This window comes from Dyella sp. (assembly GCF_051962475.1).
In the GTDB taxonomy this organism is placed as follows: domain Bacteria; phylum Pseudomonadota; class Gammaproteobacteria; order Xanthomonadales; family Rhodanobacteraceae; genus Dyella_A.
In genome coordinates this window covers 1-21,569 of the sequence record NZ_JBQCCF010000027.1, presented here as the reverse complement: position 1 = coordinate 21,569, position 21,569 = coordinate 1, and the positions used below count along the sequence as shown (strand labels likewise).

Annotated in this window: 18 protein-coding genes; 3 read left to right on the top strand and 15 right to left on the bottom strand. The window is 67.5% G+C overall.

The features are described from left to right. Positions 1-8 precede the first annotated feature (8 nt). The 4 genes from ACTHJF_RS05625 to ACTHJF_RS05610 form a co-directional block, all read right to left on the bottom strand. Positions 9-404, bottom strand: coding sequence for a hypothetical protein (locus tag ACTHJF_RS05625; RefSeq protein WP_431634385.1), 396 nt, complete (start codon positions 402-404; stop codon positions 9-11). 66 nt (positions 405-470) lie between these two features. Continuing rightward, positions 471-3,569, bottom strand: coding sequence for an efflux RND transporter permease subunit (locus ACTHJF_RS05620; protein WP_440266249.1), 3,099 nt, complete (start codon positions 3,567-3,569; stop codon positions 471-473). Between the two features lie 33 nt (positions 3,570-3,602). Further along, entirely contained in the window at positions 3,603-4,721 is a 1,119-nt protein-coding gene (locus tag ACTHJF_RS05615) for an efflux RND transporter periplasmic adaptor subunit (RefSeq protein ID WP_440266248.1), read from the bottom strand. Positions 4,722-4,853: 132 nt separating this feature from the next. Next, positions 4,854-5,330: a MarR family winged helix-turn-helix transcriptional regulator gene (locus ACTHJF_RS05610; RefSeq protein WP_440266247.1), complete on the bottom strand. Its 477-nt coding sequence runs from the start codon at positions 5,328-5,330 to the stop codon at positions 4,854-4,856. A gap of 62 nt (positions 5,331-5,392) precedes the next feature. Here ACTHJF_RS05610 and ACTHJF_RS05605 point away from each other — a divergent pair, with 62 nt between their 5' ends. After that, the gene (locus ACTHJF_RS05605) at positions 5,393-5,914 is read left to right on the top strand and encodes an O-acetyl-ADP-ribose deacetylase (protein ID WP_440266246.1); all 522 of its coding nucleotides are present in this window, start codon (positions 5,393-5,395) and stop codon (positions 5,912-5,914) included. Here ACTHJF_RS05605 and ACTHJF_RS05600 read toward each other — a convergent pair. The 11 genes from ACTHJF_RS05600 to ACTHJF_RS05550 all read right to left on the bottom strand — a co-directional run bounded on the left by ACTHJF_RS05600 (position 5,901) and on the right by ACTHJF_RS05550 (position 18,232). Further along, positions 5,901-7,616, bottom strand: coding sequence for a BatD family protein (locus tag ACTHJF_RS05600; RefSeq protein WP_440266245.1), 1,716 nt, complete (start codon positions 7,614-7,616; stop codon positions 5,901-5,903). The two genes, ACTHJF_RS05605 and ACTHJF_RS05600, sit on opposite strands and share 14 nt — an antisense overlap. Beyond that, entirely contained in the window at positions 7,613-9,514 is a 1,902-nt protein-coding gene (locus ACTHJF_RS05595) for a VWA domain-containing protein (protein WP_440266244.1), read from the bottom strand. Before ACTHJF_RS05595 ends, ACTHJF_RS05600 begins: the two co-directional genes overlap by 4 nt. Next, a complete protein-coding gene (locus tag ACTHJF_RS05590) occupies positions 9,511-10,497 on the bottom strand; it encodes a VWA domain-containing protein (RefSeq protein ID WP_440266269.1) in 987 nt (328 codons plus the stop codon). Before ACTHJF_RS05590 ends, ACTHJF_RS05595 begins: the two co-directional genes overlap by 4 nt. Next, entirely contained in the window at positions 10,490-11,014 is a 525-nt protein-coding gene (locus ACTHJF_RS05585) for a DUF4381 family protein (protein ID WP_440266243.1), read from the bottom strand. Before ACTHJF_RS05585 ends, ACTHJF_RS05590 begins: the two co-directional genes overlap by 8 nt. Continuing rightward, entirely contained in the window at positions 11,014-11,943 is a 930-nt protein-coding gene (locus tag ACTHJF_RS05580) for a DUF58 domain-containing protein (RefSeq protein ID WP_440266242.1), read from the bottom strand. Before ACTHJF_RS05580 ends, ACTHJF_RS05585 begins: the two co-directional genes overlap by 1 nt. After that, entirely contained in the window at positions 11,940-12,938 is a 999-nt protein-coding gene (locus tag ACTHJF_RS05575) for an AAA family ATPase (RefSeq protein ID WP_440266241.1), read from the bottom strand. Before ACTHJF_RS05575 ends, ACTHJF_RS05580 begins: the two co-directional genes overlap by 4 nt. Positions 12,939-13,091: 153 nt before the next feature. Next, positions 13,092-15,263, bottom strand: a complete 2,172-nt coding sequence (gene pilQ / locus ACTHJF_RS05570; protein ID WP_440266268.1) for a type IV pilus secretin PilQ — start codon at positions 15,261-15,263, stop codon at positions 13,092-13,094. 56 nt (positions 15,264-15,319) lie between these two features. After that, on the bottom strand, positions 15,320-15,871 hold the full coding sequence (locus tag ACTHJF_RS05565; RefSeq protein ID WP_440266240.1) for a pilus assembly protein PilP: 552 nt from the start codon (positions 15,869-15,871) through the stop codon (positions 15,320-15,322). Next, entirely contained in the window at positions 15,868-16,521 is a 654-nt protein-coding gene (locus tag ACTHJF_RS05560; RefSeq protein ID WP_440266239.1) for a type 4a pilus biogenesis protein PilO, read from the bottom strand. The genes ACTHJF_RS05565 and ACTHJF_RS05560 overlap by 4 nt, the downstream gene beginning before the upstream one ends. Continuing rightward, positions 16,518-17,174, bottom strand: coding sequence for a PilN domain-containing protein (locus ACTHJF_RS05555; protein WP_440266238.1), 657 nt, complete (start codon positions 17,172-17,174; stop codon positions 16,518-16,520). The genes ACTHJF_RS05560 and ACTHJF_RS05555 overlap by 4 nt, the downstream gene beginning before the upstream one ends. Beyond that, positions 17,174-18,232, bottom strand: coding sequence for a pilus assembly protein PilM (locus ACTHJF_RS05550; protein WP_431634404.1), 1,059 nt, complete (start codon positions 18,230-18,232; stop codon positions 17,174-17,176). The genes ACTHJF_RS05555 and ACTHJF_RS05550 overlap by 1 nt, the downstream gene beginning before the upstream one ends. Positions 18,233-18,481: 249 nt before the next feature. Here ACTHJF_RS05550 and ACTHJF_RS05545 point away from each other — a divergent pair, with 249 nt between their 5' ends. Continuing rightward, positions 18,482-21,028 (top strand): penicillin-binding protein 1A, encoded by a 2,547-nt coding sequence (locus ACTHJF_RS05545; RefSeq protein ID WP_440266237.1) that lies wholly within the window; start codon positions 18,482-18,484, stop codon positions 21,026-21,028. Between the two features lie 70 nt (positions 21,029-21,098). Then, positions 21,099-21,569 (top strand): hypothetical protein (locus ACTHJF_RS05540; RefSeq protein WP_440266236.1); only part of this gene is annotated, 471 nt, incomplete at its 3' end.

Here is a 21,569-nt window from a genome sequence, read left to right as displayed (position 1 = left end):
GAACAGCGCTAGCGCGTGTAGTGCAGCTTGGCGTCCACCAGCACCTTCGGAAAGCAGAAGGTCTTCGGCCGCACGGTGATCGCCACCGGCATCAGCACCTCCTTCTCCACGCCGCCGACGCTGTCGCACGTCGCGCCCGGGGCCAGCTCGTAGTGGATGACGCGCGCCGTGTACTGCGGGCAGACGTCGCCGCAGGGATACTCCGCCACCACCCGCTGGCCGTGATGCCGGCCGAGCTCGACCGTGGTGTGCATCAACGTGGCCTTGTCCCACGGCTGCTTCGCATACGCCAGCAGCGCGGCGTCATCGAGTGGGCCGGGCGTCGCTGCGCGGCTGGCGCAGGCGCCGAGTGCCAGGGCCAGCAGTGCGGTGGTGCCGATCCATGTCGCGTAGTGATTGCGCATCGCCGTCATCTCCCATGCCGGAAAGCGGCAGCTTATCCCGCCTGAGCGTGAATGCGATGCGTCCGCTCACGCCTCGCTGATTGGCGTCTGCCGTGCCGGCAACTTGCCGCGATGCTGCAGGCGATCGAGATACAGATAGATCACCGGCGTCAGGTACAGCGTGAGCACCTGCGACACCAGCAGGCCACCGACTACCGCCAGGCCCAGCGGCCGACGCACCTCGGCGCCCGCGCCGATGCCCAGTGCGATCGGCAACGTGCCGGCGAATGCGGCCATGGTGGTCATCATGATCGGGCGGAAACGCACGCGGCAGGCCTCGAAGATCGCCTGCGCCGGCGCCATGCCCTCCTCGCGCTGCCGCTCCAGCGCGAAGTCGATCAGCATGATGGCGTTCTTCTTCACGATGCCGATCAGCATCACGATGCCGACGAAGGCAAACAGGTCCAGCGAGGCCTGGAACACCACCAGCGTGAGCAGCGCGCCGACCGCCGCAGCCGGCAGGCCGGAGAGGATCGTCAGCGGGTGGATGAAGCTCTCGTACAGGATGCCCAGCACCAGGTAGATCACGAACACCGCCAGCAACAGCAGCAGGCCCATGCCCTGGATGGAATCCTGGAACGCCTGCGCGGTGCCCTGCACGCTGCCGGTGATCGTCGCCGGCAGACGGATACCCGCCATCGCCTGCTCAATGCTCGACACCGCCTCGCTCAGCGACACGCCCGGCGCCAGGTTGAACGACACCGTCACCGCCGGCAACTGACCCTGGTGGTTGACCGTGAGTACCTCCGGCTGACGCCTGAACGTGGCCACCGCATTGAGCGGCACCAGCTTGCCGCTGCTGGCGGTGACATAGATGCGCGAGAGCACGTCCGGATCGCTCTGCAGGCGGCGCTCCACCTGCAGGATCACCCAGTACTGGGTGGCCGAGCCGTAGATGGTGGACACCTGGTTGGTGCCGAACGCCGCCCCCAGCGCGCTCTGCACCTGCGCCATCGTGAGGCCCAGCGGTGCGAGCTTGTCGCGATCCACGTCCACCGCGATCGACGGGCTGTTGAGATCCAGGTCGGTGGTGACGTCCTGAAAGCCGGGCAGACCGCGGAAAGCGCCGACCACCTTGTCGCTCCAGGCGTAGAGCGCCGGCAGGTCGACCGACTGCAGGGTGTACTGGTACTGCGCCTTGCTCTGCCGGCCGCCGATCTGGATCGCCGGCGGGTTGGCGATGTAGGTGCGGATGCCAGGCACCACTGCGAACTTCTTACGCAGCTCCTGGATGATCTGGTCCGGCGTGAGCTGGCGCTCGTGGGTCGGCTTGAGCTTGAGCAGCAAGGTGCCGTTGTTGACCGTGCTGCGCGGCCCGCCGGCGCCCACGCTGGACATGTAGCCGTCCAGATTGGGGTCCTTCGCCACGATCGCCGCCAGTTGCTGCTGGCGCGCCACCATCGCGTCGAAGGAGACGTCCTGCGGGCCTTCGGTGGTGACGCGCAGCAGGCCGTTGTCGCCGGCGGGAATGAAATCCTTCGGCGCCACCATGAACAGCAGGGCGGTGGCCAGCAGGCTCACGGCAAAGCCGGCCAGCACCAGCCGCGGACGGTCCATGCACCAGCGCAGGCTGCCGGTATAACCGCGCTGCACGGCGCTGAAGCCGCGGTCGAAACCGGCGATCAGCCAGTTCTTGCTTCCGTGGTGGTGCGCCTTGACGAAGCGACTGCACAGCATCGGCGTGAGCGTGATCGCCACCACGCCGGAGATGAGGATCGCCACGCTGATGGTCACCGCGAACTCGTGGAACAGCCGCCCCACGATGCCGCCCATGAACATCACCGGGATGAACACGGCGATCAGCGACAGCGTCATGGAGAAGATGGTGAAGCCGATCTCGCCGGCGCCCATCACGGCTGCCTCGTACGGACGCTCGCCCGCCTCGATGTGGCGCACGATGTTCTCCAGCATCACGATCGCATCGTCCACCACGAAGCCCACCGCCAGGGTCAGCGCCAGCAGCGACAGGTTGTCCAGGCTGTAGCCCAGTGCGGACATCGCGCCGAACGTGCCGACCACCGAGATCGGCAGCGCCACCGCGGGAATCAGCGTGGCCGAGAGATTGCCCAGGAACAGATAGATCACGCCCACCACCAGCACGCCGGCCAGCAGCAGCGTGAACTGAACGTCGTCCACCGACTCGCGGATGGATTGGGAGCGGTCGTACAGCGTGGCCAGCTTCACGGACGGCGGCAGGGTGGCGACGAAACCCGGCAGCAGCGCCTTGATGCGCAGGACCGTTTCCACGGTGTTGGCACCAGGCTGGCGCGAGATGGCCAGGATCACCGCGCGCTCGCCGTTGTACCAGCTGGCCGCCTGGTCGTTCTGCACGCTGTCGCGCGCCGCGCCGAGGTCGCCCACGTGCACGGGCGCACCGTTGCGCCACGCCACCACCACGCCGTTGTAGGCGGCCGCGCGCATCAACTGGCCGTCGCTGCGGATCGGCAATTGCTGTCGCTGCCCGTACAGCGAACCAGTGGCTTGGTTGACGTTGGCGTCGGCGATCGCACTCTGCACCTGATCGATGCCGATGCCGGCGGCGGCCAGCTTGTCCGGATCGACGCTGATGCGCACGGCGTACTTCTGTGCGCCGTAGACGTTCACCTGCGCCACGCCGTCGACCATCGACAGCCGCTGCGCCAATTCGGTCTCGGCGTACTCGTCCACCTGCGACAGCGGCAATGTGTCCGAACGCATGGTGAGGAACAGGATCGGCGCGTCGGCAGGGTTCACCTTGCGGAAGGTGGGCGGCGTGGGCATCTCGCGCGGCAGCTGGCGCTGCGCGGCGGAGATCGCCGACTGCACATCCTGCGCGGCGCCGTCGATGCTTCGATTGAGATCGAAGGTGAGCGTGATCGAGGTCGAGCCCAGCGCGCTGGTCGAGCTCATCGAGGCGATGCCGGCAATCGTCGACAATTGCGCTTCCAGCGGCGTGGCGACCGCCGAGGCCATGGTTTCCGGCGACGCGCCGGGCAGGCTGGCGCTGATGCTGATGGTGGGGAAGTCGACGTTCGGCAACTCGTTCACCGGCAACCGCGGATAGGCCACGATGCCGAACACCAGCAGCGCCGCCATCAGCAGCGTGGTCATCACCGGGCGGCGGATGCACAGCTCGGGAATGTTCATGCCGTCACCTCGTTGCCGCCGACACGCGCACCATCACTTCGCCACATGGGCCTTGGCTCCGTCGGCCAGCAGCATCTGCCCTTCCACCACCACCTGCTCGCCGGGCGCCACGCCCTTGTCGACCACCTGCCGATCGCCCTGCGTGGGGCCGGCTTTCACGTAGCGCTGCTGCACGGTGCCGTCCGCACCCAGCACGAACACGAAGCTGCCCTTGGACGAACTCTGCAGCGCCGGCACCGGCACCGTGACCACGCCCGTCAGGTGCGTGGTGGGCAGGCTCACCTGCACGTACTGGCCGGGCGTGAGGCGGCGTGCGGCGTTGTCGAAGCGGGCCTTGAGCGTGATCGTGCTGGTGGCTGCATCCACCGCGTTGTCGATGAATTCCAGCGAGCCGTGCAGCGGCCGGCCGTGATCGCCGGCGACGGTCGCCTGCACGGTCACCGCACCGCGCGCCAGCGCCGTGCGCACGGCCGGAAGAGAATCCTGCGGGATCGCGAAGGTGACGCGCACCGGATCGTCCTGATTGAGCACGAACAGGTCGGTGGCATCGGCGGTGACCTGGGCGCCCGGCCACACCAGCGGCGCGCCGACCACGCCGTCGAACGGCGCCACGATGCGCGCATAGTCGAGCTGGGTCTGCGCCAGCTCCTGCGCGGCGAGGTCGCTCTGCAGCGCGGCGCGTGCCACCGCGAGGTTGGCCTTGTAGGTATCGAAATCGGCCTTGGACACAAAGCCCTTGGCGAGCAGATCGGTGTAGCGCTGCTGGTCGGCCTGGGCCTTCTGCAGCTGGGCGCGATCGCGCGCCACCACGCCGCGCGCCTGGTCGAGCTGGGCCTTCAGCAGACGCGGATCGATCTGTGCCAGCACGTCGCCCTTGCGCACGTGCGCGCCGGGGGTGAAGCCCAGCGACTGCAGCTGACCGGAAACCCGCGCACGCAGCGTCACCGTGGACCACGCCTCCACACGGCCCACCAGGGTCAGCGTCAGATCCAGATCGCCGCGGGTGGCCGCGCTCACCTGCACCGGTACCGACGACCTTGCGCCCGCAGCCGGCGCTGGCGCGCTCTGCCGGGCGCGGTGGCTGAACAGGTAGGCGGCCAGCGCCACCAGCGCGAGCACGACAAACAGCAGGGGGGCTTTCTTGCGGGACATGCAGGGGAGTTCTCGGGGAGCGCGTCGCGAACCTTACGGCAAGGCTGTGCGCGCGGATTCGGGCCAAGTGTGTGCATGCGCCACGTGGCGCGGCGCACAGCCTCGCTTCAAACGCCCCAGGACGGCTGCGGTTTACTCGTGCGCGTCGTGACTTTCGGCAGGGTCGCCAGCACCCTGGTCCAACGCCTGCAGGTTGTCCTTGATCCGCTCAAGCACAGCCAGCGCCTGCGCCAGCTCGTCGTAGTCGATGCCCTGAGTGGCGTCCTTGCGCAGGCCGCGACCGATCTCCTCCATGTCGCCGATCACCGCGCGTGCCTGCTCGGTGGGATACAACCGCCAGGCGCGGCGGTCACGCGGATCGGGGCGACGCTCGACGAAGCCCGCCGCCTGCAGCCGATCGATCACGCGGCCGACCGCAATCGGCTCCATCTCCAGGTTCTCGGCCAGCTCGGTCTGGCGCAGCCCTTCGCGATGATGGAGCATCTTGGTGGCCCGCCACTGCGCGCGGGTCAGCCCGAACTTCACCGCACGGCGGTCGAAGTGCTTGCGGAACAGCAGCGTCACATCGTTGAGCAGGTAGCCGAACGGGAGATCTTCGGTTTTCGCCATGTTTGCCGTGCACTCCGGACCAACCAACGCTGTGAGCATACGTGCCCGCCGATGGACAGACCATGACCCTGCGCATCATCGTCGCTGATCTCACCACGCTGGCGCAGGACGCCATCGTCAACGCGGCCAACCCGAGCCTGCTCGGCGGTGGCGGCGTGGACGGGGCGATCCACCGCGCCGCCGGCCCGGCGCTGCTGGCCGCGTGCCGCGCGCTGCCGGAGCGCTCGCCCGGCGTGCGCTGCGCCACCGGCGAGGCGGTGATCACGCCGGGCTTTGCGCTGGCGGCACGGCACGTCATCCATACCGTGGGGCCGGTGTGGCGCGGCGGCGAACATGGTGAAGCGGAGCTGCTTGGGCGCTGCTACCGCCGCTCGCTCGCGCTGGCCACTGAGTACCGACTGGCCAGCGTGGCGTTCCCGGCGATCAGCTGCGGCGTCTACGGCTATCCGGCCGGGGCGGCCGCCGCCGTGGCGGTGCACAGCGTGCGCGAAGCGCTGGCGCAATGGCCAGCCATGCAGGTGACGCTGTGCGCGCGGGATGCCGCGATGGCGGCGATCCTGCACGAGGCGCTTAGCGCAGGGTGAAGGGATACAGCGGCGGCAGCGGGTCGTCGCCGGCCGGTGGCGCTTCCTCGCTGCGCCACGCGAACCCCGGCGCAAACGCCTTGGCCAGCGCCTCGCGATCCGGCGCAACCGCTGCGGAGGCGTAGCGCGCGCGCTGCAGCGCGTCGATGGCAGCGCGCTGTTCGGGTGAGGACAGAGCCGCCGACAGCGCATCGAGGTGGCGCAGCGTGGGGCGTTCGGCCTGCGCCCACGCCAGCAATCGATGGGCCTGCGCCGCCACGTCCGCTTCGCGCACCGCGTGCAGAAATGCCTGCTTCGCCTCGCGCGGCGCTATCGCCGCCGTGCGCGCCGGCGCTACGGGGAGCGGTGCCGAACGCCGGCGGCGACGCCACCACACGACACCGACCACCACGGTAACCAGCCACAAGCCCAGGCTGCCCAGTGCGATCCACACCCAGGGTTGATGCGGAGTCGCGGCGGCGTGGCGATCGTTGTTCGTGGCTGGCGTCGAGGCCTCGGACGGCGCACTCGACGCGGCCGCCGCGGGAGCGGCCGGCGGGACCGTGGCCGCGCTGGCGGCCGGCGCCACGGCCAGTTGGTGGGCCGGGATCGTTGCGGTCTCGGCGCGATCGGTGAGCACGTTCCACCACTTCACTGTGATCGCCGGCATGGTCAGCGTGCCGGCCTTGCCGGGCACGATGGCGAACGACTGCTGGCGGCGGCCCACCACCCACGGGCCATCGGCGCGATTCCCGGTGACCGGCTTGTCCGGGTACGCGGTGGCGCCGTCGAGCGTGGGCAAGCTGAGTGACGGCAGCGCTTCGAACGGCAGTCCGGTGGCCTCCATCGTGAGCGTGAGGTTGAACGGTTGGCCCACGCGCAGCGGCGTGGCGGCATCGGGCAGGCCGTCGAGGCTGAGGCTGAGCTTGCGCGCCGGCAGCCAGGCCGCGCTGCCCCAGTCGGCCGGCGCCGGCCGGATCGTCACGGTGAGCGGGCGGCTCTGCGCCGAAACGGGCGCCCCCATGCCGAGGAAGCTGTCCGGATCGTTGGGATCGAGCAGGTCGCCCTGGAACGGGATGGGCGGAATCGTCAGCTCGCCGGGCCGCTGCGGCACCAGCACGTAGCGGCGTTCGATCACGTTGTAGATGCGACCGTTGCGCTCGGCTTGGTAATCGGTATCGCCGCCGATGCGGCTGACGTCGACACCGTCGATGCGCGGATCGCCCAGCGATGCGTTGGCCAGGTTGGCGGTGTAGAACAGCTTGACGCTCAGCGAGAGCTGCTGGCCGACATAGGCCTGGGTCGGATCGATCGCCGACTCGACGAACACCGGCCCGGTGGCACCGCGGGCGGCCGGGTCGGGCGCAGTCACTTCCAGCGTGAGCGGTTCGGTGGTCTCACTACCCACCGTCAGCGGCGGAATGCGCAGCGTGCCCTGGTGCAGCGGGCGCAGTGCCACGCCGTAGGAATACTCCACCGTGCGCTGTCCGTTGACGAAGCTGGTAGTGCTGCCGCTGGACTTGCCCAGCACCTCGAAATCGTTGCTCAGCGGTGACAGATCCGGCGCCGCCAACGGCGCGCTCTGCGAGCGCAGGTTGAGCGTGACGGTATCCCCCAACTGGGCCGTGCCGCGGTCGAGCGAGGCCTGCACCTGCGCGTGCGCCAGCCACGGCAGCAGCCAGCAGAACAACACCACGGCAAGCAAACGAAGCGGACGGGTCACGGCTGTTCATCCTCCGCCGGCGCGCCGCCGTGGCGCTGCCGGTATTCGAGTTCGAACTTGCGTCGCAGCAGCGCGCCGGGATCGTCCGGCACGCGCTGCAACGCCTGGCGCACCTCGGCCGGCAGGTGCGAGGACGGATCGCTGTCGTCGGGCAGACCGAGCTGGTGCGGCTGGTCGGGATCGGCCTTGGCCGGCTTGCCCTGCTTGGCCAGCGCCTGGTCCATCTTCTGCTGCAGCGCCTTGCGTGCGGCCTCCGCGCGCGCCTGTTCGGCGGCGCGCTGCTCGGGCGTCTGCGGCTTGCCGGCGTCCTGCGACGAGGTATCGCCCGGTTTTTGCGCCTGGTTCTGGGCGTTCTTGTCCGACGGATCACCGGGCTTGCCGGATTGCCCCTGGCCGCTGTCGCCGGCCTTCGGCTTGCCCTGGTCGGAGGGCTTGTCCTTGGACGACGACTGGCCGTCCTGGCCGTTCTGCTGGCCATCCTTGCCCTGGTGATCCTTGCTGTCGTTGTTGTCGCCGTTCTGCGACTTCTGCTGCTGGCGGCGCAGCCAATCCTCGACGGCCTGCTTGTTCGCCTTGGCATCGGCATTGCCCGGGTCGCGGGCGAGCGCGCGATCGTAGGCGGCGATCGCTTCCTTGTAGCGCTGCTCCTTCGCCAGTGCGTTGCCCAGGTTGTACTGCGCGTCGGCGCCGGCCAGCGGCGCCAGCGCCTGCGCCGCACTGGCGTAATCGCCACCGCGGTAGGCCGCGGCCCCACGCAGGGCTGGATCATGCGCCAGTTTGCGCGCGGTGGCGACATCACCTTGCTGCAGCGCGCGTGCCGCCTGCTGGTCGGGCCGCAGCCACAGGTCGCGCCAGCCATCGGCGTGTGCGGTGGTGGGAGTCAGCAGCGGAAGCAGCACCAGCGGTATCGCCAGCAGCCAGCCACGCCTGAACCCCAGCGCCACCACCAGCAGCAGCGGCAGCAACAGCCACGGGCCGCAGTCGAGCCACTGCTCGCTGCGCGCAGCGTCGCTGGCGGTGGCCTCGCCGCCGGGCAGCTCCGCGTGCAGGGCGTCGATGTCTTTGTGATCGTCAGTGGCCGGCACGAAGCGGCCGCCGCCGGCCGCCGCGAGCGCGGCCAGCGCCGCGTCATCGCGCCGGGCCAGCTCCAGGCTGCCCTGCTCGTCACGCAGGAAACCGCCCTCGGCCAGCGGCACCGGACCGCCGGAGGTGGTGCCGATGCCCAGTACCGACACGCGCACGCCTTGCGCCAGGGCCTGGCGCGCCGCGGCCTGCGCACCCGCATCCGCCTTGTCGGTGATCAGCACCAGCGAGCCGCCGCCGGCCTTGGCCTGCATCACCAGCTTCACGCCCTGCTCGATCGCCTGCGCGGCGTTATCGCCCTCGGTGGGCATGGTGTCCGGCGCGAGCGCGTCAAGCAGTTCGTCCAGGCTGCTCGCGTCAGAGGTGAGCGGCGCCACCATGAACGCCTCGCCGGCGTAGGCGATCAGCGCGTTCTGGCCATCACGGTTGCTGGCCAACAGGTCGCGCGCCTTGTACTTGGCGCGATCCAAGCGGCTCGGCGCCACGTCCTTGGCCAGCATACGCGGCGACAGCGAGATCGCCACTACCTGCGCCGCCCGCTCGGCGTACAACGGCTGCGCCTGGCGGCTCCACGTGGGGCCGGCGAAGGCCAATGTGGCGAGCGTCCAGCCCAGCGCCAGCAGCGCGGTGGAAGCGCGCCGGCTGGTCGGGCGGCCGGTCAACAAGTGGGGCAGCAGCGCCGGGTCGACCAGCCGCGACAGCTCGCGCACGCCCGCATCGGAACGCGCGCTGCGCCACACCAGCAGCGGCAGGGCGAGCAACGCCAGCAGCCACAGCGGGCGCAGGAAATGGAACGCGTGCAACGCCGTGATCATGCCGGGCGCTCCCCGCGCTGGCGTCCGCTGCGCGCGAGCAGCGCAAAGCCGAACAGAAGCACCGCCGCACCCAATGGCCAGCGGAACAGCTCGTGGCGTGGGCGCAGCGCCGGCGCACGCTGCGGCATCGGTTCCAGCGCGTCGATGGTGCGGTAGGCATCGGCGAGCTGGGCCGTGTCGGTGGCGCGGAAGAAGCGGCCACCGGTCTGCTCGGCCATCGCGGTGAGCATGCCCACGTCCAGATCGGCCGAGGGGTTGATCGTTCGACTGCCGAAAAAGTCCGGCACGCTCATGCGGTCCGCACCGATGCCGATGGTGTAGATGCGCACGCCGGCAGCCTTCGCCGCCTTCGCAGCCTCCAGCGGCGCGATGCTGCCGGCGTTGTTGACGCCGTCGGTGAGCAGCACCAGCACGCGCGCCTCCTGCGGCAGCGCGGCCAGCCGTTTTACCGACACCGCCACGGCGTCGCCGATCGCGGTCTCGGTGCCGGCCAATCCCACCGCCGCACCCTTGAGCTGGGCGGACACCGCGGAGAGGTCGTAGGTGAGCGGCGTGACCAGGAACGCGCGGCTGCCGAACAGCACCAGGCCCAGCTCGTCACCGCTGCGGCGGGCGATGAAGTCGCTGGCAATCGCCTCCACCGCGCCAAAGCGGCTCACCGGGCGGCCAGCCAGGCGCATGTCGTCGGTGCGCATGCTGCCGGAGAGATCCACCGCCAGCATCATCGAGCGCCCACTGCGCTGCTGCGCCTGCGGCGGCCCCACCCACTGCGGGCGCACCGCCGCCGCGACCAGGCACAGCCACGCCAGCGCAAACAGCCCGGCGCGCGAACCGATTTTGCGCAGCGACACCGTCGCCATCGACGGCAGGCCCGGGTGCGGCAGATGCAGGGCCCGCCCCGGTGCCGCCGGGCGCAGCCAGCGACGCGCCAGCCAAGGCAGCGGCAGCGCCAGCACCAGCCACGGCCAGGCAAGCTCAGGCAGCGTCACGGGACACCGTCCTGTTGCGCCGCACGCGTGTCACTGATTGCACGTCAGGAAGCGCGGTCAGCCACTCGCGTACGGCCGCCGCCATAGCGCGGATATCGATGGCCTCCTGCGGGCGGTACATGGCGTCGTCCAGTTGCACGAGGCAGTCAAGGGCGGCCTGCGATACCGGCACACGGGCCAAGGTGGTGCGCCATGCCGTGCCACGCTGTGTCACGGCACCGGCATCCAACCGACGCGCGGCGCGACGCAACAGGTCGTGCAGGCCGGCGGCCAGCGCCTGGGACGATCCCGCGCGATTGGCGAGCACGGCATCGTGCATCGCCAGCAGAGCGCTGCGGCGACGCGCCCTTTCGCGCGCCTGCCACCAGCGACGTGCAATCAGTCCAAGAACCAACACCAGCAATCCGGCCAGCACCCACCATCCTGGGGCCGGTGGCCACCAGCCAGGCGCAGGTGGTAGGTGGATGTCCCGCAGGACCGGTCCCGCGGGAGCTGGGGCCTGAGACAGCATCACGAGCGCCCCCGCACGCCGAGCAGCGCGGCGACCGCGTCGAAGGGATCCTCGGCCGTGTTCACGAGGCGGCAGGCGACGCCGGTGGCCCGGGTAAGCGCGCGCAGGCGATCCTGACCCGCGCCCAGCAAACGCGGCAGATCCTGCTGTTGGTGTTCACTGCCGACGATCCACTCCACCCGCTCGCCGTCGTGTTCCAGTGGATAGCGCCCCACGGGAGTAGGCGCGATCTCCAGCGGATCGGCCACAGCCAGCACGCCCAGCCGGGTTTGCCGTGCCAGCTTCACGAGGTGTCGCCGCGAGGCATCGTCGCTGCACGCGCCGTCGGTGATCAGCAGTACCCGGCTGGCGCCGTTCAACACCCTCGCGATGTTCTGCAGCACCTGCGACAGCGGCTCGCTGCGCGGCGCGGCGGGTGCGGCATCCCACGCGGCGAGCGCGCCGCACAATGCCAGCGCTCCGCGCGGCCCGGCACGGGGCGCGAGCAGGTCGTCGTGCGCACCAAACCCCATCAAGCCCACCCGTTCGCCGGCCTTCACCGCATACCAGGCAGCCCAGGCCGCGGCGCGCGCCGACTGCACCGACTTGAAGCGCACGCGTGTGCCAAAGCGCATCGAGGCATGCCCATCGACCACGATCAGCAGGCGGCCCTCGCGCTCCTCCTGGAACAGCTTGGTATGCAGACGGCCACTGCGCGCGGTCAGTCGCCAGTCGAGCCGGCGCACGTCGTCGCCGCCCTGATAGATGCGCGACTCGGCATAGTCCATGCCGCGGCCGTGCATGCGGCTGGACTGCTGGCCGGAGCGACCGGCGCGACTGATCTGCTCGGGCAGCGCCGCCTTGCCCACCCGCGCACGTAGCGCGAGCAGCTCGGCCAGCGAGACGCGCGCCGCGCCGTCGCCGTCGGAAGATCGAAGCGGGGCGTTCACGGCAGCGGCACGAGGTCCAGCAGGCGATCGATCACCTGGTCCGCGCGCACGCCCTCGGCCTCCGCCTCGTAGCTGAGCAGCACGCGGTGGCGCAGCACTTCGTGCGCCACCGCGTGGACGTCTTCCGGCAGCGCATACTCGCGTCCGCTCAGCCAAGCGTGCGCACGCGCGCAGCGGTCCAGCGCGATGGTGGCGCGAGGACTGCCGCCCCAGGCGATCCAGCGCTTGAGCTCGGCGCCGTAACGACCCGCATCGCGGGTAGCCAGCACCAGCTGGGTCAGGTACTCCTCCAGCGCCGGCGCCATGTGCACCTGGAGCACGGCTTCACGGGCGTGCATCACGTCGGTGGGCGTCAGCAGAGCGCGCGGCGCGGCATGAGCCTGCGCATGACGGCTGGCCTGGCTGCGCGCGAGCTTGAGGATGGCCAGTTCCGAGGCGGCATCGGGGTAACCGATCGTCACGTGCATCACGAAGCGATCGAGCTGGGCCTCCGGCAGCGCGAACGTACCCTCCTGCTCGATCGGATTCTGTGTCGCCATCACCAGGAACAGCTCGGGCAGCCGCCAGGTGCTGCGCCCCACGGTGATCTGCCGCTCCGCCATCGCTTCGAGCAGTGCCGACTGCACCTTGGCCGGCGCACGGTTGATCTCGTCCGCCAGCACGATGTTGTGGAACAGCGGGCCACGCTCGAACTCGAAGCTGCCCGACTGCGGGCGAAACACGTCGGTGCCGGTCAGGTCGGCCGGCAGCAGGTCTGGAGTGAACTGCACGCGATGGAAATCCGCATCGATGCATGCCGCCAGCGCCTTCACCGCGGTGGTCTTGGCCAGCCCGGGTGCGCCCTCCACCAGCAGATGGCCGTCGGCCAGCAGTGCGATCAGCAGACAGTCGATGAGATGCGGCTGGCCGATGATGGAGCGCTGCAGATCCTCCCGCAGCTGCGCAAACGCCTGCTGCAGGGCAGCGGCCAGAGTATCGGGCGAGGTGTCGGTCATGCGGGTTTCCATGTTCGAAGCAGGCTTGGGACCACACTCCATCATGGAAGTTTTATGCCGTCAGCGGGTATAGCCCGGTCGTCATGGCTTCACCGCGCTGCCAAAAGAGAAGGGCGGCCACAGGCCGCCCTTCTCTCGTACCGTTGGCACCGCTTATTGCAGTGTCTCGCTGAGGATGCGCGGCGTTACGAAGATCAACAGTTCCGCCTTGTCGTTCTGGCGCGAAGTCTTTCGGAACAGCGCGCCGATACCCGGAATGTCGCCGAGGCCAGGCACCTTGGTCACGGAGTTCTGCTTGGTGATCTCGTAGATTCCGCCAAGAACGACCGTCTGCCCGTTGTCGACCAGCACCGACGTATTCAGCTCGCGCGTGTCGATCTGCGGAACCTGGCCGCTGCCGGGCGCATCGATGAACTTTGCCAGAGCATCCTTCTTGACGTTGATCTTCAGGTAGACGCGGTTGTCGGCGGTGATGGTCGGGGTGACCTTGAGCTCAAGCACGGCGTCCTTGAATTGGACCGTGGCCGTACCACTACCCGCCGCACCCGACGCGCTGTTCTGATACGTCACGTAGCCGATCTGCTGACCCTGTCGGATCACAGCTTCCTGCTGATTGGCGGTGATCACACGCGGACTGGAGATCACCTCTCCACGTCCTTCGGTCTGAGCAGCAGAGAGCTCAAGGTCGAGCGCGTAGTTGGCGCCGAGGATCGCCAGACCAATGCTTCCGGCGGTGGTCGTCGTTGGCAGGTTTAGATTCAGCCCGCTGGCAGTTCCGTCGCCCTGATCCTGGCCGCCGATGGAGATCACGTTGCCCCCACCAATGCCCTTCTGCAGATTCGGCGTCGCGGCTGCCGAGTTCTGAAACTCGGTATTGTTAGAGCGGCCCTGGACGCCAAACTTTGCCCCTAGCTCGCGGGTAAACTGGTCGGTCGCCACTACGATGCGCGACTCGATCAGGACCTGCTGCACCGGCTTGTCCAGCACCGCAATGAGATTGCGCAGCTCCTTGATGCGTTCGGGGCTGTCGTGCAAGAGCAAAGTGTTGGTGCGCTCGTCAAAGGAAACGCTGCCGCGCGGGGAGAGGAAGCCACGGCTGGTGTTGCCGCCCTGTCCGCCACCGCCCGAACCCTGCTTGCTCTCGGTGGTGAGCAGCTTGGCGATGTCCGCGGCCTTGCCGTAACTGATCGGCACGTAGTCCGTGATCAGTTCGGCGTTGTCCTCGGCCTTGATCCGCGCATCGGCGACATCCTGCTCGTACTTGGCCAGCTCGGCCTGCGGAGCGATCCACACCACATTGCCGCTGCGACGCTTGTCCAGGCCCTTGGCACGCAGTACCACATCTAGCGCCTGGTCCCACGGCACGTTGACCAGTCGGAGCGTCACGCTGCCGCCCACGGAATCGGAGGCGACGAGGTTCAAACCGGAGATATCGGCGAGCAACTGAAGCGCCGAGCGCACCGGGATGTCCTGGAAGTTGAAGGTGACGCGGCTGCCGCTGTAGACCGGCTCCTGTCCCTTGGCTAGCCTGTCCGGCGCCGCGTCCTTCTTCTTCGGCGCAATCTCTACTACGTACTGATCGCCAGTCTGGTACGACGACGTTTCAACGTTGCCGCCCGTGCTGATCTCCAAGCGCGCGCCGGTGCCGCTGGCACGCGTCACGATGGACTGGACCGGGGTCGCAAAGTCGGTGACGTCCAGTCGCTGCGCCTGACTGGGTGGAAGATTCACGTGTTCAAGGTCGACGATGACTTTGTCACCCTCGGTGCGCATATTGGGGCTTGCGCCGGCGCCGCTGAAATTAATTAGCACGCGCCCCTCACCCTTGGGGCCGCGACGAAAGTCGATATTGGAAACGGCCGGACCATTACTGGCCGATGGCAGGCGCTTTGACGGGTCGGTAGTCGCCACGGTGGTCGTGGTCTGCGATGCACTACCATTATTGACCGTCAGTACAACACTGTTGCCATCCACGCGCGAGGTGTAGGTGGACTCACGCATCAGCTCGACGACCACGCGCGTGCGCCCGCCCGCCGACACGGCCGAAACCCCCGAAGTGGAGCCCTTGCCGATGTCGAGATGGCGAGGCGCCGCGTTGTCGGTATCGGCGAAATCCACCGCGATGCGCGGCGGCGTGCCGGTAGTAAAGATGCTCGGCTGAGGCACCTGGCCCGAGGCGAAATTCATATGCAGCTCGACGCGGCCACCGGGCAGCACGTCATAGCTGATGTCCTTCAGGGTGGCGGTGGCAGCCGCTGCGGACTGCGCCCAGAACGCGCTCGTCGCCAGCAGGGACATCACCAGGTAACGGTGTACTTGGCGCATGATTCGGCCTTGAACAGGTGTGGTTTGGTTGCTCATTGCATCAGCCCCTGTGTTTCCTATTTCTCGCCGAGCGCGATGCTGGCCGGACGTTCCATCCAGCCACCATTACCGTTGGAGATCAGTTCCACGAGATCGACGTGGTCGTCGCTGATCGCGGTGATTCGGCCGTAGTTCTGGCCCATGTATTCGTTCTTGTGCACACGATGGATCACGCCGCCCGGGTCCTTGATCAGCACCTCGGTGTTAGCGCCCATGCCCACCGTACCGACCATCTTCAAGCTGTCGAGAGCGAACATCTCCAGCGGCTGCTTGGCACGGTTCTCGTCCGGGCGCGGCCCGGTCGTTGAAGTCGTGATGGAGGATGGCTGGGTCTCGGCGGAGCTTGGACTGAACGGGTCGCGATCGCCCTGGTCGCTGTATTCGAAGGTCTCGAAGGTGCGGATCACCGGCAGCGGATCGATCGGCGCCCCCTTCTTGAGCTTCTCCTTGGCAACCCAATCGCGCAGGTCGGACATACCGCGGGTGCAACCTGCGAGCGCGAGAAGTGCGCCACACAGGGCTGCCACACGCAACACATGGCCATGCTTCTTGGCGAAAGACTGGCTCATTTCCGCCCCCTCTTGTTGCCCTTCGCCTTGGCCGCCTTGCCATCGGGCATCTCATCGTCGTCAAGGTAACGGTACGTTTTGACTGTACCCTGCAGCACCAGTTGCCCGCTTCCCTCCGACCCTTGCTTGGGTGTCAGCGACACATCATGCAGTGTAAGGATCACCACGCGCGGCAGCGAGGCCACGCCGCTGATGAAGGTGCCGAACTGGTGGTACGTACCGGTCATCCGCAAGGAAATCGGCTCTTCGGCGTAGAAGTCCTTCGGTGTTTCTGCGCCTGGCTGGAACAGGTCCACCTCAAGACCGGCCGACAGGGCCGTCTGCGAGATGTCGACCAGCAACTCAGGCATTTCAGTCTTGCCTGGCAGCTGACGCAGCAACTGGCGCAGCATGTCCTGCATTTCGTCGAGCTGCTGCTGCAGGGCGTCGAGATTCACCGCCTTGGCCTGCTTTTGAGCGAACTCCTGCTTGAGTTGTTCCTCTTTTCCCGCCAGGGCCTGCAGTGAATCCTGCTGGTCGCTGATGTACAGATACCAGCCCAGGAATCCAATCACCACGAACAGCAGCGCGGTAAAAAACGCCTTGATGGACTGGGGCCAGCCACCGATGTTATTCCGATCGAGGCTGCGCAAATCGTCGAAGAATTTCACGGTTTGGCCCCTCCGGTCGACGGCTTTCCATCCGGCTTGCCGGCAGGGCTGGCGGCAGGCAACTTGGCCGAAGCAGGTGAATTAAGGATGTCTCCTGCCTTAGCGTCATCCTTGGGGCGGCTCAGCGAAACATTCAGCCCGAAGGTGTAGGGCATGCGCTGATCCTTGTGGAGATTTTCCGTCTTGCGCAGATCCGCATGCCCCATCCAGGGCGACGCTTCGATATTTCGCATGTACTCCGCCACGCTGGCGTTGGACTGGGCGACACCATCGAGCGACATGGAGTCACCACTTTGCTTCAACCCCGTCAGACGCGCGCTGGCCGGGATCGTCTTCACCAGCTCGTCGAACAGATGAACCATCTGCGAACGGTTCGCCTGCAACTGTTCGATGATCTGCTTGCGTGCCAGCAGACGGTCGCGAACCTTTTCCAGATCCGTGATCTTGGCGATCTTCTCGTCGAGTTGCTTGATCTCGGTCTGCAGGTAGGCGTTGCGCTCGTTCTGATTGTCGATGCGCAGGCCCATCCACCAGGCCCACACCAGCACGCAAAGCAGGGCGACCACGGCGGCCGCACCGAGTTGCATGAAGAACTCACGCTCTCGCTGCTTGCGGCGCTCTGCGCGCCACGGAAGGAGGTTGATATGTGCCATCAGTCGAAGCTCCTGAGCGCAAGGCCGACGGCAATCATCAGCGCCGGGGCGTCCTGGGCGAGCGCCTGGGCCTGCACGCGCGAGGAGAGCGACATGCGGGCCAGCGGATTGGCCACCACGCAGGGAATGCCGAGCTGCTCTTCCAGCATCGGCGCCAGGCCTTCGATGGAGGCACAGCCACCGGCCAGAACGACCTGATCGACCTTGCTGTATTCGCTGCCCGCGAAGAAGAACTGCAGCAGGCGGCTGATCTGCTGGGTCAGCGACTCCTTGAACGGCTCCAGCGCCTCGGTCTCGTACGATTCCGGCAGACCACCCTTGCGCTTGGCGCGGCCGGCCTCCTCATAGGACAGGCCATACCGGCGCATGATTTCGTCGGTGAGCTGCTTGCCGCCGAACACCTGTTCGCGCGAGTAGATGGTGCGCTGGTTGCGCAGCACCGAAAGGGTGGTCATGGTGGCGCCGATGTCGACCACGGCGACCAGTGCGTCGCGACCGACGTTGAGCTGATCGGCCAGCATCGCGAAGGCGTTCTCCAGCGCGAACGCCTCGACGTCGATCACCTTGGCGGTCAGTCCGCCCAGATCGAGGGCGGCCACGCGCATGTCCACGTTCTCGGTGCGCGAGGCAGCGAGCAGAATGTTGTTCATGTCCGGGTTGTCCCGAACCGGCCCCATCACCTCGAAGTCGAGACTCACCTCGTCGATCGGGTAGGGAATGTACTGGTTGGCTTCGACCTGGATCTGTCCTTCGAGATCATCCTCGGACAGCTCGCTGGACATTGGCACGACGCGGGTGATCACCGCCGAGCCGGCCACCGCCGCACAGGCGTGCTTGAGCTTGGAGCCCGACCGCGCCAGTGCGCGCCGGATCGCCTCACCGACCGCCTCGACCTCGACGATGTTCTTCTCGACAACCGCGTTGGGGGGCAGCGGCTCGACCGCGTAATGCTCGACGCGGTAGCGGCCACCGGCCTGGCTGAGCTGCAGCAGCTTGACGGCAGTCGAACTGATGTCGACACCAATAAGCGGCGGCTTCTTGGGTGTAAAAAGACCCACGGTTTGTCCCCCTTCCCCTGGCACTCCAGCCGGTTCCCGGCGGATGTGCGCTGGCATTAAATCCAAAAATTAACGCAATAGCAACGGTATACGATCACTTTCTCGACTCAGTGGCGTGATGGGACACACATTTGAGTCATCCAGCTCTTTGGCCGGTTTTCTGCCCCTGCACGCCACACGACCCTGCAGGCGATAGTGCTACATCTATACTCTTGCACGTTTTGACTCAGGTCTCGCTACCTCCACATCATGCGAATTTTGAAGCGTCTGCTCCGCTGGGCACTGATCCTGGCCTTCTCGGGACTGCTGCTCGGCGTAGCTGCCATCGGCGTCGCCTACTGGCTGATCTCTCCTCGCCTGCCCAACGTCGATGAGCTGAAGGACTACCGCATGCAGGTGCCTCTGCGGGTGGAAAGCGCCGACGGCAAGCTGATCGCCACCTTTGGCGAAACCCGGCGGATCCCGGTGGACATCAACAAGGTGCCCGACCGACTCAAGCACGCGGTGCTGTCGGCGGAGGACGCCGACTTCTACACGCACCCTGGTTTCGACTGGCACGGCATTGCCCGCGCCGCATGGCACGTGATCATCTCCGGCGGCGACAAGGGTTCCGGCGGTTCCACCATCACCCAGCAGGTGGCACGCAACTTCTTCCTTAGCCCGGAGAAGCTCTACTCGCGCAAGCTCACCGAGATCTTTATCGCGGTGCGGATGGAGAACGAGCTCACCAAGGACCAGATCCTCGAGCTCTACCTCAACAAGATGTTCCTCGGTCACCGCTCCTATGGCGTGGCGGCCGCCGCCGAGTACTACTACGGCAAGACGCTCGACCAGCTCACGATCGCCGAGTGCGCCACCATCGCGTCGACCTTCCAGCTGCCCTCGGCGGTGAATCCCATCAACAACCCGGCGCGCATGCTGGCGCGACGCAACTGGGTGCTGGGACAGATGCTGGAGCACCGCTACATCAGCAAGGTGGAGTACGAGCAGGCCATCAAGGAACCCAACGGCGCCTTCGCGCACGAACAGCCGATCGAGGTCGATGCACCCTACCTGGCCGAAATGGTCCGCCGCCAGGTGCTCGACCGCCTGGGCAACGACGCGCTCACCGAAGGCTACGTGGTGAAGACCACGGTGCAGAGCAGTCGACAGACGGCCGCCGTGGATGCCCTGCGCAACGGCCTGATCGCCTACGACCGCCGCCACGGCTGGCGTGGCCCCGAAGCCCATACCGACCTGGCCGGCAGCGCCAGCACCGCCAATCTCGATGAGCTGCTGGCGAGCTACAGCAGCATTTCGGGCATGCAGCCGGGCGTCGTGACGGCGGTGTCCTCGACCGAAGCCACCGTCTACCTGGCCAGCCACGACAGCGCCACGCTCGACCTGGCCGCGGTGAGCTGGGCCCGTCCGTACATCAGCGACTCGCGGGTGGGGGCAACCCCCAAACAGGTGGACAGCGTGCTCAAGCGGGGCGACATCGTGCGCCTCTCGCGCAACGACAAGGGCGCATGGGAGCTGGCGCAGGTGCCGAAGGCGCAGGCCGCACTGGCCTCGGTGAATCCCGAAGATGGCGCGATCCAGGCCCTGGTCGGCGGCTTCAGCTTCGCGCGGAGCAAGTTCAATCGCGCAGTGATGGCGGCGCGCCAGCCCGGCTCCAGCTTCAAGCCCTATATCTATTCGGCGGCGTTCGACCGCGGCTTCACGCCGGCCTCGATCGTCAACGACGCGCCGCTGGCACTGCCCGACCCGTCCAAGCCGGGCGGGCTGTGGACGCCGGCCAACGATGACGACAAGTTCGACGGCCCGATCCGCCTGCGTGAGGCGCTGGTGCAGTCCAAGAACCTGGTGTCGGTGCGGCTGCTCGATGCCATCGGCGTGCGCTATGCGCGCGAATACGCCACCCGCTTCGGCTTTTCGCTCGACGCGCTGCCACCCAATCTTTCGATGGCCCTTGGTACCGCCTCGGTCTCCCCGATGGGCATGGCCCGCGGCTACGCCGTGTTCGCCAACGGCGGCTATCTGGTCAAGCCCTACTTCATTCGCGAGATCGACGATCGCGACGGCAGGCCGGTGTACCTGGCCAACCCCGCACGCGCCTGCCGTTCGTGCCAGGAGCGACTGCTCGACACCAGTCCGCCCGGACCGCCGCCTGCCGAGAGCACCGCCCCCGCCGCAACGGCAGCGGTCGCCGCCAGCGGTGCCGACCCGGCTGCCAGCAGCAGCATCGCCGACACCGTGGGTGACGCCGTCCTGCCCAGCGACGCGCACGACAACGCGAAGGCGCCGCCGGTGCTCGCCCCGCACGTGATCGACATCCGCAATGACTACCTTGTGACCTCTCTGATGAAGGACGTGATCCTGCGCGGTACCGGGGCGGCCGCCCGCAAGCTCGGGCGCGAAGACCTGGCCGGCAAGACCGGCTCGACCAACGACCACCGCGACGCCTGGTTCGTCGGCTTCAACGGCGACCTGTCCACGGCGGTGTGGGTCGGTTTCGACGACTTCAGCTCGCTGGGCCGCGCCAACGGCGTCGGCGAGTTCGGTGCGCAGGCTGCGCTGCCGATCTGGATGGATTACATGGGGAGCGCCCTCAAGGGGCTGCCGGTGAACATGCTTTCCATGCCGCCAGGCATCACCACGCTCACCATCGACCGCAGCACAGGCTTGCCCGCCGCGGCCGGAGACACCAACACGATGTCGGAGATGTTCAAGGTGGAAGACCTGGACAAGCTGCGCAGTCAGGCGGCGCAGCAGCAGCAGGAGCAGGACAAGCAGCACGCATACGACATTTTCTGACGTAGCGGTTAGGATCGGAACGCCCGCCGTCGCTGTCCGGACGGCGGATCACCCGATGAAGGAGCGAGACATGGCCCGAGGCGAGCACCACCGCATCCACGCCCATGACCGCCTGCAGCGCAATCGCTTGCGCGTTGCCCAGGAAGCCGCCCGCCTGATGAGCGAGCACGGCATCCGCGACTTCCACCACGCCAAGCTAAAGGCGGCCGAGCGGCTGGGTATCCACGACGCGCAGGCGCTGCCGCGCAACCAGGAGATCGAACAGGCGTTGCGCGAACGCCAGCGCCTGTTCGACGCCGACAGCCAGCCGCAGCAGCTCAAGGCCCGCCGCGAGGGCGCGCTGGAGGCGATGCGTTTCCTCGGGCGGTTCGATCCGAGGCTGGTCGGCCCGGTGCTAGAAGGCACGGCCGACGCACACTCGGCGGTCTGCCTGCACGTGTTCAGCGACGACCCGGACGAGGTGGTGCTTTTCCTGCGCGAGCACGGTGTCCCGGCCGAGGTGCAAACCCGGCGGTTGCGGCTCAGCCGGGAGGAGCAGGTC